12 protein-coding genes are annotated in these 12,653 nt (G+C 68.5%); 6 read left to right on the top strand and 6 right to left on the bottom strand.

Annotation, left to right across the window (positions count from 1 at the left end):
* Positions 1-77 precede the first annotated feature (77 nt).
* Positions 78-1,013 (top strand): LysR substrate-binding domain-containing protein, encoded by a 936-nt coding sequence (locus tag AC1RGU_RS24405; protein WP_492698461.1) that lies wholly within the window; start codon positions 78-80, stop codon positions 1,011-1,013.
* Positions 1,014-1,017: 4 nt separating this feature from the next.
* On the opposite strand, the gene AC1RGU_RS24400 is transcribed toward AC1RGU_RS24405, so the two are convergent.
* The gene (locus AC1RGU_RS24400; RefSeq protein ID WP_492698459.1) at positions 1,018-1,995 is read right to left on the bottom strand and encodes a tripartite tricarboxylate transporter substrate binding protein; all 978 of its coding nucleotides are present in this window, start codon (positions 1,993-1,995) and stop codon (positions 1,018-1,020) included.
* 6 nt (positions 1,996-2,001) lie between these two features.
* A complete protein-coding gene (locus tag AC1RGU_RS24395) occupies positions 2,002-4,971 on the bottom strand; it encodes a DNA topoisomerase III (RefSeq protein WP_492698457.1) in 2,970 nt (989 codons plus the stop codon).
* An 84-nt stretch (positions 4,972-5,055) separates the two neighbouring features.
* Between AC1RGU_RS24395 and AC1RGU_RS24390 the strand changes: the two genes are divergently transcribed.
* The 3 genes from AC1RGU_RS24390 to AC1RGU_RS24380 are packed head-to-tail and all read left to right on the top strand — an operon-like array spanning position 5,056 to position 6,811.
* On the top strand, positions 5,056-5,784 hold the full coding sequence (locus AC1RGU_RS24390; RefSeq protein WP_370870000.1) for an SET domain-containing protein: 729 nt from the start codon (positions 5,056-5,058) through the stop codon (positions 5,782-5,784).
* Between the two features lie 2 nt (positions 5,785-5,786).
* A complete protein-coding gene (locus tag AC1RGU_RS24385) occupies positions 5,787-6,602 on the top strand; it encodes a biotin--[acetyl-CoA-carboxylase] ligase (protein ID WP_492698455.1) in 816 nt (271 codons plus the stop codon).
* 8 nt (positions 6,603-6,610) lie between these two features.
* On the top strand, positions 6,611-6,811 hold the full coding sequence (locus tag AC1RGU_RS24380; protein WP_159274165.1) for a sporulation protein: 201 nt from the start codon (positions 6,611-6,613) through the stop codon (positions 6,809-6,811).
* Between the two features lie 6 nt (positions 6,812-6,817).
* Here the strand turns inward: AC1RGU_RS24380 and AC1RGU_RS24375 are convergent, their stop codons facing one another.
* A complete protein-coding gene (locus AC1RGU_RS24375) occupies positions 6,818-7,543 on the bottom strand; it encodes a HEAT repeat domain-containing protein (protein ID WP_492698453.1) in 726 nt (241 codons plus the stop codon).
* Entirely contained in the window at positions 7,540-8,982 is a 1,443-nt protein-coding gene (locus AC1RGU_RS24370) for a sensor histidine kinase (RefSeq protein WP_062480377.1), read from the bottom strand. Before AC1RGU_RS24370 ends, AC1RGU_RS24375 begins: the two co-directional genes overlap by 4 nt.
* Before the next feature lie 143 nt (positions 8,983-9,125).
* Between AC1RGU_RS24370 and AC1RGU_RS24365 the strand changes: the two genes are divergently transcribed.
* A complete protein-coding gene (locus AC1RGU_RS24365; RefSeq protein ID WP_492698451.1) occupies positions 9,126-10,091 on the top strand; it encodes a hypothetical protein in 966 nt (321 codons plus the stop codon).
* 26 nt (positions 10,092-10,117) lie between these two features.
* Here AC1RGU_RS24365 and AC1RGU_RS24360 read toward each other — a convergent pair whose 3' ends face one another.
* Both AC1RGU_RS24360 and AC1RGU_RS24355 read right to left on the bottom strand, forming a co-directional pair.
* Complete coding sequence (locus tag AC1RGU_RS24360; RefSeq protein ID WP_056575150.1) at positions 10,118-10,792, bottom strand: response regulator transcription factor; 675 nt, start codon at positions 10,790-10,792, stop codon at positions 10,118-10,120.
* A gap of 62 nt (positions 10,793-10,854) precedes the next feature.
* Positions 10,855-11,340, bottom strand: a complete 486-nt coding sequence (locus AC1RGU_RS24355; RefSeq protein ID WP_062482795.1) for a MarR family winged helix-turn-helix transcriptional regulator — start codon at positions 11,338-11,340, stop codon at positions 10,855-10,857.
* 146 nt (positions 11,341-11,486) lie between these two features.
* Between AC1RGU_RS24355 and recA the strand changes: the two genes are divergently transcribed.
* A complete protein-coding gene (gene recA, locus AC1RGU_RS24350; RefSeq protein ID WP_062482792.1) occupies positions 11,487-12,596 on the top strand; it encodes a recombinase RecA in 1,110 nt (369 codons plus the stop codon).
* Positions 12,597-12,653: the final 57 nt, after the last annotated feature.

The following is a 12,653-nucleotide window of genomic DNA, read 5'->3' as shown; positions in this document are numbered from 1 at the left end:
TGCAAAGCTGCAGCTCACCTGAAGCAAAGGATATACCCGATATCATTCCAATCTGGAATGACTTGATGGGCTCCCCCATGCCGCTGCGACGCCTCAACCCGCCCCTGAACCTGCTGCGCGCCTTCTCCACCGTGGTGCGCTTCGGCGGCGTGTCGCGCGCGGCCGAGGCGCTGCACCTCACGCAGGGCGCGGTGAGCAAGCAGGTGCAGGAGCTCGAGCGCTGGATCGGCGCGCCGCTGTTCGAGCGCAGCCGCAAGCGCCTGGCGCTCACGCCCGCCGGCGAGCGCTACGAAAAGGCGGTGCGCGCCCTGCTGGCGCAGCTGGAGGCGGCGACGCTGGAGCTCATCACCAGCGGCGACGGCGGCGGTGCGCTGCACCTGTCGACCCTGCCCACCTTCGGCGCCAAGTGGCTGATTCCGCGCCTGCCCGACTTCCAGCAGCGCCACCCGCAGATCACGCTGCATTTCGTGCCCTTCGTGCATGGCTACGACTTCGAGCGGCCCGAGCTCGACTGCGCCATTTTGTTCGGCGACGGCCACTGGCCCGGCGCGCGCTCGCACTACCTCGCGGGGCAGGACGTGGCGCTGATCGCCCCGCGCGCCGCGCAGGCCGAGGCCGCCATCCGCACGCCGCAGGACGTGGCGCGCTGCACCCTGCTGCGCCATGTGAGCGTGCCGCAGTCGTGGCTGCACTGGAGCGAGGCGCACGGCGTGCGCGGGCTCGACCCGTTGGCCGGGCTGCAGTTCGACCAGTTCCAGACCATGATCCGCGCCGTCATGGCCGGCATGGGCGTGGCGCTGGTGCCGCGCTGCCTGGTGCAGGACGAAATCACGTCGGGGCTGGTGGAAGAGCCGCTGCCCAACGGCGGCTACCGGGGCAGCGAGGGCTACTGGTTCTGCTACCCCGAAGGGCGGGGCCAGCTGGCCACGCTGGACCATTTCCGCCACTGGCTGCTGGCCGAGGTCGACCGCAGCGGGGAAGCGACGGCGCAGCCGCCAGCCGCGTTGGCCTGAAAAGTTACTCGGGCTTGGCGCCCGACGCCTTCACCGCCGCACCCCAGAGCCCGATCTCGCTCGCCACGAAGCGGTCGAACTCGGCGCCGCTCGTCGGTGCCGGCTCGGAACCCCGGTCGCGGATGAAGCGCGCCATCTGCTCGCTCTTGAGGATGTCGGTCACTTCGTGGTTCAGCCGCGCCACGACCTCGGACGGCGTGCCGCGCGGCGCCATCAGGCCGAGCCAGCCCACGGCCTCGAAGTTCTTGGTGCCCGCGACGCCGCTCTCGCGCACGGTGGGCACGTCGGGCAGTTGCGACGAGCGCGTGGCCGACGTCACCGCCAGCGCAACCGCCTTGCCCGCCTTGATGTGCGGCAGCGCGGCCGTCACCGAGTCGACCATCAGCGGCACCTGGTTGCCCAGGAAGTCCGCCTGCGCCGGCCCGCTGCCCCGGTACGGAATGTGCGTGATGAACACATGCGCCGCCGACTTGTACATCTCGCCCGACAGGTGCTGCGTGCCGCCGATGCCGGCGCTCGCGTAGCTCAGCTTGCCGGGCTCGGCCTTGGCGCGCGCCGTGAGCTCGGCCAGCGTGCGGATGCCGCTTTCGGGCGTGGCCAGGAACACCAGCGGCACCTTCGCGATCAGCGAGATGCCGACGACGTCCTTGCGCGGGTCGAAGCCCGGCTTGGCGTAGAGCGTCTGGTTCACCGCCATCGCGCTGCCCGCCACCACGAGCGTGTAGCCGTCGGGCGGCGCGCGCACCACGAACTCGGTGCCGATGTTGCTGCCCGCGCCCGCCTTGTTGTCGACGATCACGGGCTGGCCCAGCCGCTTGCCGAGCTGTTCGGCGAGCGCGCGGGCAAAGATGTCGGTGGCCTGCCCGGGTGGGAAGGGCACGACCAGCTTGACGGGCTTGTCAGGCCACGCGGCGGCCTGGGCCAGGCCCGCGCCGCCCAGCAGCGCGGCGGCACACAGGGCGGCGAGGTGTCGGCGCTGCATGCGTCGTCAGGCCACGTCGGGCGCCGAGAGGTGCTTGCCCACGATGCCCGCGAGTTCGAACATCGTCACCTGGTCCTTGCCGAACACCGGCTTGAGCTTGGCGTCGGCGTTGATCGCGCGCTTGTTGGTCGCGTCCTGCAGGCCGTTGGCCTTGATGTAGTCCCACAGCTTCTTGATGACCTCGGTGCGCGCCACCGGTTCGGCGCCGATCACCGCGGCCAGCGAGTCGCTGGGCTTGAGGCCCGCGCCCGGCTTGCGCGGCTTGGCCGCCTTCTTCTCGGCCGGGGCCTTCTTGGCGGCGGGCGTCTTCTTCGCCGCGACCTTCTTGGCCGCCGCGGTCTTCGCGGCCGGCTTGCCGAAGGTCTTGCGCGGCGGGAACTTGCTGCCGCCTTCGCGCGGTGCGAATTCGAAGGTCACCTTGCCTTCTTCGGCGTTCCACGTGAGGAAGGCCTTGAAGGCGCGGCGCGTGCGCATCGACACGAACTTGTCGAGCAGGTCGGTCTTGCCGGTGGCCAGCAGCTTCTCCATCTGGTCGCGCTCCACCGGTTGCTGCAGGATGATCTTGCCGGTCTTGAAGGTGCAGCTGGGGGTCGGCTGCTCGTTCGTCGGCACCGACTTCTCGCAGACGTAGTTGCTGCCGTGATCGAACACCGGCGCGCCGCAGACCGGGCACGGGCCCACGGTGTCCTGCTGGCTGAAGTCGACGATCTCGCCGCTGTCTTCGTTCTTGTCGTCGCCGAAGTCGAACTCGAGCTTCCAGTTCTTCGCTTCTTCCCCGTCGTACTTGAGGATGATCTCGGCCGTGAAGGGCCAGCCCGCCTTGGAGCGGAAGCCCTCGAGCGGGCCGATGTGCTTGTTGGCCAGCAGCTGCTCGGCCTCGGCCACCTCGAAGGTGCGCCCGGCCGGCGACTTGCCGAACGAGAAGCCGCAGGCGTCCTCGCCCGTGCCGCTCTTGCCGGTGCAGCCGTAGCGGCGGTAGTTCTCCTTCACCACGCCGCCGCAGTTCGGGCAGGGCGTGGCGAGCGTGGCGTAGTCGCCGGGCACGGTGTCGCGGTCGTACTCCTTGGCTTTCTTGACGATGTGCTCCGTCATCTCGGCGATCTCGCGCATGAAGGCGTCGCGGCTCAGCGCGCCCTTCTCCATCTGCGCCAGCTTGTACTCCCACTCGCCCGTGAGCTCGGCCTTGGAGAGTTCTTCCACGCCCAGCCCGCGCAGCAGCGTCATGAGCTGGAAGGCCTTGGCGGTCGGGATGAGCTCGCGGCCTTCGCGCAGCATGTACTTCTCGGCGATCAGCCCTTCGATGGTGGCTGCGCGCGTGGCTGGCGTGCCCAGGCCCTTTTCCTGCATGGCCTCGCGCAGCTCGTCGTCGTCGATCGTCTTGCCGGCGCCTTCCATGGCGCCCAGCAGCGTGGCTTCCGAATAGCGTGCGGGCGGGCGCGTCTTCAGGCCCTTGAGGTCGGCCGACTCGTTCTGCACGATCTCGCCCGGCTTCACCGGCACGAGGCGCTTGCCGTCCTTGTCGTCTTCCTTCTCGTCGTCCTGGGCTTCCTTGCCGTAGATGGCGAGCCAGCCCGGCTTGACCAGCACCTTGCCGTCGGTGCGGAACGGGTACTTCTTGCCGCCCTGCTCCACCGTGCTGATGCGCGTGGTCACCTGGTGCTCGGCACTCGGGAAGAACACCGACAGGAAGCGGCGCACCACGAAGTCGTACAGCTTCTGCTCGGCCTCGCTCAGCCCGCTCGGGGCCTGCAGCGTCGGAATGATGGCGAAGTGATCCGACACCTTGGCGTTGTCGAAGATGCGCTTGTTGGGCTTGACGTAGTTGCCGTCGACCGCCTGCTGCGCGAACGGCGCCAGGTGCTTCATGCCGCTGCCGGCGAGCATCTCCATGGTCTGCTTGACGACGGGCAGATAGTCTTCCGGCAGCGCGCGCGAATCGGTACGCGGGTAGGTCAGCGCCTTGTGGCGTTCGTACAGGCTCTGGGCCAGCGCGAGCGTGGTCTTGGCGCTGAAGCCGAAGCGGCCGTTGGCCTCGCGCTGCAGCGAGGTCAGGTCGAACAGCGCGGGCGAGGCCTGCGTGGTGGGCTTGCTCTCTTCGGTGACGGTGGCGGGCTTGCCGCGCGAGGCGTCGGCGATGGCGCGGGCTTCCTGCTCGCTCCACACGCGGTCGGCGCGCTGCTCGGCATCGGGCTCGCCGTTGGCCAACAGCGGCGCGTTGGCTTTCTTCCAGTCGGGGTTGAACCACTTGCCGGGGTACTGGCCGGCCTCGGCCGCGAAGCTGCCGTGGATTTCCCAGTACTCGCGCGAGACGAACTTGCGGATCTGCTCCTCGCGCTCCACCACCACCGACAGCGTGGGCGTCTGCACGCGGCCCACGGTCGTGAGGAAGAAGCCGCCGTCGCGCGAATTGAATGCGGTCATGGCGCGCGTGCCGTTGATGCCCACCAGCCAGTCGGCCTCGGAGCGCGAGCGCGCGGCGTCGGCCAGGCCCTGCATCTGCTTTTCGGTGCGCAGCGCGTCGAAGCCGTCGCGGATCGCCTGCGGCGTCATCGACTGCAGCCACAGCCGCTTCACCGGCTTGCCCAGCGGGCTCTTGCCGCCGGCGTACTGCTCGATGAGGCGGAAGATCAGTTCGCCCTCGCGGCCCGCGTCGCAGGCGTTGATGAGCTGCGTCACGTCCTTGCGCTTGGCCTGCTTGACCACGGCGTTCAGGCGCGTCTTGGTCTTGTCGACCGGCTTGAGGTCGAAGTGCGGCGGGATCACCGGCAGGTTGGCGAAGCTCCACTTGCCGCGCTTGACGTCGAATTCCTCCGGGGCCTGGATCTCGACCAGGTGGCCCACGGCGCTGGTCACGACGTAGGTGTCGTTCTCGAAATGCTCGTCATGTTTGTCGAACTTGCCGGCCACCGGCGTGAGGGCCCGGACGATGTCCTGGGCCACCGACGGCTTTTCTGCGATTACCAAAGTCTTTGTCATCTGAGGGCTCTCTATACTCTGCGGCTTCCGCGTGCGCACGCGCGCACACGCATGTGTGCATATTCAACCTAACAGACTTCGGCGATGCCTTCCAAATCCCCACTTTCCGCCGGCCGCGACAAGGAAGCCGCCCCCGTGACCGAGCCCGAGGCCCGGTCCGCCGCCACGCGCTCGGGTGGCCGGCGCATCCAGATGCGCCGCTCGGACGTCCATGGCAACGGCGTGTTCGCCCTGCAGGACCTGGCCGAAGGTGAAACGCTGATCGAATACAAGGGCGAGGTCATCAGCTGGAAAGAGGCGCTGCGCCGCCATCCGCACGACCCGACCCAGCCGAACCACACCTTCTACTTCCACATCGACGACGGCCGCGTGATCGACGGCAACGTGAAGGGCAACGACGCGCGCTGGATCAATCACTCGTGCGAGCCGAACTGCGAGGCCGACGAAGTCGATGGGCGCGTTTATATCAAGGCCCTGAGAAACATCGCCGCCGGTGAGGAACTGAACTACGACTACGGCCTGATCATCGACGAGCCGTACACCGAGAAGCTGCTGTCCGAGTTCCCGTGCTGGTGCGGCTCCGAGATGTGCCGCGGCACGCTGCTGACGCCCAAGGACGAGGACGAAGAAAAAGACAAGAAGAAAAAGAAGAAGGCCAAGAAAAAAGCCGAGAAGAAGAAGGCCGAGGCCAAGGAAGCGAAGAAGGCTGAAAAGAAAGCCGAGAAGAAAAAAGCCGACAAGAAGGCCGACAAGAAAAAGGCCGACGGCAAGAAGAAGTCCAAGGGCGACGCCCCGGCCGCCGCCGGAGACTGACGATGGGCACGACGCCGGCCAGCGCCTGGTTCGAAGACCGGATCGCCGCGACGGTCGCGCCGCTGCTGCCCGGCTTCGCGGTCGAGGCCGTGGCCGAAATCGATTCCACCAACACCGAGCTGATGCGCCGCGCGCGCGCCGGCCGCACCGACCCCGTGCTGCTCGTGGCCGAGCGCCAGACGGCCGGGCGCGGTCGTCTCGGCCGCCCCTGGCAGAGCGCGCAGCAGCCCGAGGCGCCCGCCTCCCTCACCTTTTCGCTCGGCATGCCGCTGGCGCCGGCCGACTGGTCGGGCCTGTCGCTCGCCGTGGGCGTGAGCGTGGCCGAAAGCCTCGACCCGACGGGCGCGCACCAGGTCGGCCTCAAGTGGCCCAACGACATCTGGGTGAACGACCGCAAGCTGGTCGGCATCCTCATCGAAACGGCGATGCCGCAGACCGCCCGGCCCGATGCCGCGCGCTACCTCGTGGTCGGCATCGGCATCAACATCGGCCCGCGCGAGGGCGACGGCATGCGCACGCCGCCGGCCTGGCTGCGCCAGTGGCAGCCCGACGCGTCCGCGCCCGAGGTGCTGCTGTCGCTGGCCGAGCCGCTGGTGCGCAGCGTGCTCGCCTTCGAGGCGAACGGCTTCGCGCCCTTTGCCGAACGCTTTGCGGCGCGCGACGTGCTGCGCGGGCGCGAGGTGACGCTCAGCGACGGCACCGCGGGCCTGTGCGAAGGCGTGGCCTGGGGCGGCGAGCTGCAGGTGCGCACCGACGCCGGCCTGCAACTGATCTCGAGCGACGAAGTGAGCGTGCGCCCGCGCGGCATGTCTTTCTGAGCGAGGGCATGAAGCTGCGCCTGGTCCTCATCGCCCTGCTCGCCGCCAACGCGGGCTACTGGCTGTGGACGCGCGGCGACCTGGCCGGCTTCGGGCTCGCGCCCGCGGCGCTCGACGAGCGCGAGCCGCAGCGCATGGCGCGGCAGATCCACCCCGAGTGGGTGCAGATCCGCAAGGAAGCCAAGCCTTCGGGCACGCCTGCGCCCTGACCCGAATCAGGCGGCAGCCGCGCGCGCGAACATGCGCCGCGCCTTGGCCAGCGCGGCCTGCAGTTTTTCTTCGGACGGCGGCTCGTGTGAACTCGAGCTCAGGCCGAACTTCTTGCCCGCGATTTCCTGCACCGCGACCAGGATGCCGCCCAGCACGGCCGGATCGGTCTCGGTGTCGAGCGCCTGGCGCAAGGGCTCGAGCGCCTGGGGCGCAGCGCTGCGGCGGTTGAACACGATCTGCATCAGCGCGCTCGCGGCCCATCGGCGGTTTGCGGCGACGGCGTCGTGCGCGAGCAGCGGCACGACCTTGGCGATGTCGGTCGTACCGCCGAGCCAGCCGATCACCCACAGCCCCTTGCAGCGCAGCTCGTCGTGCGGCGACGCGAGCGCGGCGCGCGCGAGGACCGCCGTCTCTTTCAGCCGTCGGCCCTTGCGGTACTTGAAGCCGCCGAGCAGCTGCAGCACCGTGGCCTGCATGGCCGGGTCGGGCTCGCGGTCGAACTGCGCGAGCAGGTGGTCTTCGGCTTCGTCGCCGCGCTCGCCGAACTTGCGGCAGAGCCAGTCGTAGAGCTCGCTGTCCATGCCGGTGTCGTGCAGCAGCGTGTAGTGGAAGGCCAGCGCCTCGGCTGAATCCTGTTCCAGCAGATCAGCGCCGAAGTCGAACATGTCCGACACGTCGGTGTCGAGGCGGATTTCCAGGAAGCGTTGGCGCAGCGTGTCGAGCGGATTCATTCCGACGGAGCCTCCTCGAAGCGCACGGTGAAAAGCGCGCCCGGCGGATGCTTGCCGGGGTGCGCGTCTTCGAGCTTGACCCGCGCGCGGTGCTGGTTGGCGATCTCGCGCACGATCGGCAGGCCCAGCCCGGAGCCGTCGGCCTCGTTGCCGAGCACGCGGTAGAAGGGCTCGAACACCAGCTCGCGGTCGGCCTCGGCGATGCCGGGGCCGTTGTCTTCCACCTGCACCAGCTGCACGTGGCCGAAGGGGTCGGCCAGCACGCGGGCCGTGACCACGCCGGGGCGCTCGGGCGTCGAGGGCGTGTAGTTGAGCGCGTTGTCGACCAGGTTGCGCACCAGCTCTTTCAGCAGCGTCGGGTTGCCGTCGACCATCACACCGGGCGCGCCGGCCTGGACGCCGTCGTAGCCGAGGTCGATGCGCTTTTCGATCGCGCGCGGCACGGCCTCGCGCACCACCTCGATGGTCAGCCGCGCGAGGTCGCAGGGCTGGCAGTGCGTCATGGCGCTGGTGCCCTCGGCGCGCGCCAGCGACAGCAGCTGGTTCACGGTGTGCGTGGCGCGCACGCTGGCGCGGCCGATCTGCTTGAGCGACTGCTTGAGCTCGTCGGCGTTGGCGCCCTCGCGCTGCGCCAGGTCGGCCTGCATGCGCAGGCCCGCGAGCGGGGTCTTCAGCTGGTGGGCGGCATCGGCCAGGAAGCGCTTCTGCGTGAAGATGGAGTCGTTGAGCTTGTCGAGCAGCTCGTTCACCGACGACACCAGCGGCACCACCTCGAGCGGCACCGAGGACTCGTCGAGCGGGCTCAGGTCGCCCGGGCGGCGCTCGCGGATGCGCGCCTCGACCACCGACAGCGGCTTGATGCCGCGCACCAGCGCCAGCCAGATCAGCAGCACCGCCAGCGGCAGGATCGCGAACTGCGGCAGCAGCACGCCCTTGATGATCTCGGTGGCGAGCACCGCCTGCTTCTCGCGCGTCTCGGCCAGCTGCAGCAGCGACGGCGGCACCTCTTCGCTGCCGCTGGGAATCCACAGCGAGGCCACGCGCACCGGCTGGCCGTGCACGGTGCTGTTGTGCAGCAGGACCACGTTGGTGCCGGGCGGGTCGTCCACGTTGGGCTGCGGCAGGTCGCGCTCGCCGTGCAGCAGCGTGCCGTGGCCGTCGAGCAGCTGGTAGTAGATGTGGCCGGCGTCGTCGGCACGCAGGATCTCGCGCGCCGACTGCGACAGCACGAAGTGCGTCTGCCCCTGCTTCACCGTGACCAGCTCGGCCAGCACCTTCACGTTGTGCTCCAGTGCGCGGTCGAAGGGCGCGTTGGCGATGCCCTGCGCCACCAGCCAGGTCACGCCGATGCTCACCGGCACGAGCAGCAGCAGCGGCGTGAGCATCCAGTCGAGGATCTCGCCGAACAGGGAGCGCTGGGCGCGCTGGAAGAGCTTCAAGGGAGTTCCTGGCAAGACGAAAGAACGCGGGCGAGCGTGAACTAGTACTGCGATTCGCAGGTGTGACGTTTCATTGACAAGGTGTGACTGGTTGTAGCCTTGACGTGCAGTTTCTGCAATTCAAAAACATCAGGGAAGAAATCATGAAGCAAAAGACCGTGGGCGGCTGCCCCAAGCCGCTCTGGATGGCCGCGACCGTGTTGGCCGCCAGCGTGGGCGTCACCGCATGCGGCGGTGGAGGTGGTGGAGGCGGCGGTGGCATGCCGATGCTGCCGATCGCACCGGTTCCTGCGCCCGCCCCCGCACCCGCGCCTTCCCCGGCGCCCGCGCCCGCACCGGCCGAGAACCGCGCCGCTGTGCCGGGCTCCGAGCCGTCGCCCTCGCTGAGTGCGCCGCAGCCCGGCTCCACCGCCGCGGTGGGCAACGACAGCGAAGGCATTTATGCCGGCGTGCGAGGCATTGCCTTCGTCGGCACCAACGGTTCGTTGGCAGGCAGCTTCCTCGGGACCACGATGTGGGGGGCGCTGAAGGTCACGGGGCTCGACTGGTCGTTCAACCCGGACACCGAGTTGTATGTCCCGCCCAACGCGTATCCGGTGACCGGCTCGGGCACCTTCACGCCGAAGAAGTCGGTGAATGGCACCTACGCCTACGACAATGGCAGGCCGTCCGATATCGGCCCGCTGGCCTACACCATCGAGAACGCGCTGGCGGTGTCGCAGGCGAGCATGACCGGCACGTGGTCCAACACCGACAGCAGCCCGAGCCTGGGCGTGACGGTGCAGGTCGACGGCCAGGGCGTGTTCACTGGCAGCACGAGCGGCGTGCAGATCGGCCAGTGCACGCTCTCGGGTACTGTCGCCCTGGCGCAGCCCGGCTCGGCCAAGAACATGTACAGCCTCACGCTGAAGGCCGTGAATGCCGCCACGGCCAGCACCAACGACTGCAAGCTCACCCCCGCCGCCACCGGCAGCTATGCCGGGCCGGCCATCATCGGGCTGGTGCCGGCGGGCGTGTACGACAGCAACGGCTACTTCCGCAGCCTCATGTTCCTGATCCGTTCGAACACCGGCGCCACGCTGCTCGTCAATCTGCGCAAGCAGCCCTGACGGCATTTCGCGCGGGCAGGGCACGCTCAACCGGGAATCTTCTCGAGGCAGTAGCCCAGCCCGCGCACCGTCGCGATGCGCACCGGTCCCTTCTCGATCTTCTTGCGCAGGCGGTGGATGTAGACCTCGATGGCGTTGATGCTCACCTCTTCGCCCCATTCGCACAGCCGGTCCACCAGCTGGTCCTTGCTGACCAGCCGGCCGGCGCGCTGCAGCAGCACCTCGAGCAGGCCCAGTTCGCGCGCCGACAGCTCGATCATCTTGCCGTCGATGGTCGCCACGCGGCCGGCCTGGTCGTAGACCAGCGGGCCGTGGCGGATCGCGTTGCTGGTGGCGCCCATGCCGCGCCGCGTGAGGGCGCGCACGCGCGCCTCGAGCTCCTGCAGGCTGAAGGGCTTGGCCATGTAGTCGTCGGCGCCGTGGTCCAGGCCCTTCACGCGCTCTTCCACGCTGTCGGCCGCCGTGAGCACCAGCACCGGCAGCTGCGAGCCGCGCGCGCGCAGGCGCTTGAGGATCTCGATGCCGTGCAGGCTGGGCAGCCCGAGGTCGAGGATCAGCAGGTCGAACTCGCTGTGGGTCATGAGCGCGGTGTCGGCCTGCGAGCCGTTGGCCACGTGATCGACCGCCGCGCCCGAGGTGCGCAGGCTGCGCAGCAGGGCATCGGCCAGCACCTGGTCGTCTTCGGCAATCAGTATTCGCATGAGCCACCTCCGGCGGATTCAGGCGCCATGCCGGCGCAGTTCACATTTGTCTCAACGCGAGTCTAGCCCGCTGTATAGGCTTCGAGTCCGATGGTTACCACGGTGGCGATCTCGTCGCCCACGCTGGCGCGGAACTCGCGCTCGGTCTGCGTCACGGCGCGGCGGAAGGCGTCCAGCCAGGCCAGCCCGTCGGCCGTGAACAGCACGCGCCGCGCGCGCGCATCGAGCGGGTCGGGCCCGCGCGTGACCAGCCCCCAGGCCTCGCACTGGTCGACCAGCGTGCCCATGGCCTGCTTGGTCATGCCGGCGCGCTCGGCCAGCTCGGTCAGGCGCGAGCCCTCGCGCGCCAGGTGCCGCGTGATGTGAATGTGCGCCGCGCTCACCTGCGCGCGCGCCGCGAGGTTCGACAGCGCCAGCGGCACGTCGATGTCGTGCGCCATCAGCGCCAGCACGCGCTCGTCGAAGCGGCGCATCGCATGGCCCAGCAGGCGGCCCAGGTGGGTCTGGCGCCAGGCGTCGGGATCGGTGGGAAAGGCGGGGTCGGCCATGGCTTCAGATGGTAAGGCAAACTGACTTTAAAGTGGGTTTGCGAAACGCCACGAGCCCCTACACTACTGTTCAAGCATCCAGCCTGTGGTTAAAAGCAGATGGATGAACCCCGACACAAACCGTTGATATTCAAGGAGATTTCCACATGGACGCAGTCGTCAAGGGCGCAAGCATCTCGGTCGCCAACAGTGAAAAGGCCAAGGCCCTGCAGGCCGCGCTGGCCCAGATCGAAAAGCAGTTCGGCAAGGGCACGATCATGCGCCTGGGCGAAGGCGAGGCGCTCGAAGACATCCAGGTGGTGTCCACCGGCTCGCTGGGCCTGGACATCGCCCTGGGCGTCGGCGGCCTGCCGCGCGGCCGCGTCGTTGAAATCTACGGCCCGGAATCCTCGGGCAAGACCACGCTCACGCTGCAGGTGATCGCCTCCATGCAGAAGCAGGCCGGCACCTGCGCCTTCGTCGACGCCGAGCACGCGCTCGACGTGCAGTACGCCCAGAAGCTCGGCGTGAACCTGTCCGACCTGCTGATCAGCCAGCCCGACACCGGCGAGCAGGCGCTCGAAATCGTCGATTCGCTGGTGCGCTCGGGCGCCGTCGACCTGATCGTGGTCGACTCGGTCGCCGCGCTCACGCCCAAGGCCGAAATCGAAGGCGAAATGGGCGACTCGCTGCCCGGCCTGCAGGCCCGCCTGATGAGCCAGGCGCTGCGCAAGCTCACGGCCACGATCAAGAAGACCAACTGCATGGTCATCTTCATCAACCAGATCCGCATGAAGATCGGCGTGATGTTCGGCTCGCCCGAAACCACCACCGGCGGCAATGCGCTGAAGTTCTACGCCTCGGTGCGCCTGGACATCCGCCGCATCGGCACCATCAAGAAGGGCGACGAAGCCATCGGCAACGAAACCAAGGTGAAGGTGGTGAAGAACAAGGTCAGCCCGCCGTTCAAGACGGCCGAGTTCGACATCCTGTTCGGCGAAGGCATCAGCCGCGAGGGCGAGATCATCGACATGGGCGTGAATGCCAAGATCATCGACAAGTCGGGCGCCTGGTACGCCTACAACGGCGAGAAGATCGGCCAGGGCCGCGACAACGCCCGCGAGTTCCTGCGCGAGAACCCCGACCTGTCGCGCGAGATCGAGAACAAGGTGCGCGAGTCGCTGGGCATTCCGCTGCTCGCGGCCGACGCCGGCAGCGAACCCGAGAAGGCCGAGAAGCCCGCCAAGGCATCGAAGGCCGACAAGGCGGCGGAGTAAGTGAGACGAAGCGGCCTTCGCGTGTTGCGTGGGCCGCCTGAGCGACCCACCACCCCC

This window comes from Variovorax sp. GW823-FHT02B07 (genome assembly GCF_058797695.1).
The sequence above is the reverse complement of the archived record's forward strand: the minus strand, read 5'-3'. Positions and strand labels throughout refer to the sequence as shown.

What these genes read in the sequence shown, in the direction of transcription:
- AC1RGU_RS24405 (WP_492698461.1), top strand. Translation starts at nt 78, where the DNA reads ATGCCGCTGCGACGCCTCAACCCGCCCCTGAACCTGCTGCGCGCCTTC.
- AC1RGU_RS24400 (WP_492698459.1), bottom strand. Translation starts at nt 1,995, where the DNA reads ATGCAGCGCCGACACCTCGCCGCCCTGTGTGCCGCCGCGCTGCTGGGC.
- AC1RGU_RS24395 (WP_492698457.1), bottom strand. Translation starts at nt 4,971, where the DNA reads ATGACAAAGACTTTGGTAATCGCAGAAAAGCCGTCGGTGGCCCAGGAC.
- AC1RGU_RS24390 (WP_370870000.1), top strand. Translation starts at nt 5,056, where the DNA reads ATGCCTTCCAAATCCCCACTTTCCGCCGGCCGCGACAAGGAAGCCGCC.
- AC1RGU_RS24385 (WP_492698455.1), top strand. Translation starts at nt 5,787, where the DNA reads ATGGGCACGACGCCGGCCAGCGCCTGGTTCGAAGACCGGATCGCCGCG.
- AC1RGU_RS24380 (WP_159274165.1), top strand. Translation starts at nt 6,611, where the DNA reads ATGAAGCTGCGCCTGGTCCTCATCGCCCTGCTCGCCGCCAACGCGGGC.
- AC1RGU_RS24375 (WP_492698453.1), bottom strand. Translation starts at nt 7,543, where the DNA reads ATGAATCCGCTCGACACGCTGCGCCAACGCTTCCTGGAAATCCGCCTC.
- AC1RGU_RS24365 (WP_492698451.1), top strand. Translation starts at nt 9,126, where the DNA reads ATGAAGCAAAAGACCGTGGGCGGCTGCCCCAAGCCGCTCTGGATGGCC.
- AC1RGU_RS24360 (WP_056575150.1), bottom strand. Translation starts at nt 10,792, where the DNA reads ATGCGAATACTGATTGCCGAAGACGACCAGGTGCTGGCCGATGCCCTG.
- AC1RGU_RS24355 (WP_062482795.1), bottom strand. Translation starts at nt 11,340, where the DNA reads ATGGCCGACCCCGCCTTTCCCACCGATCCCGACGCCTGGCGCCAGACC.
- recA (WP_062482792.1), top strand. Translation starts at nt 11,487, where the DNA reads ATGGACGCAGTCGTCAAGGGCGCAAGCATCTCGGTCGCCAACAGTGAA.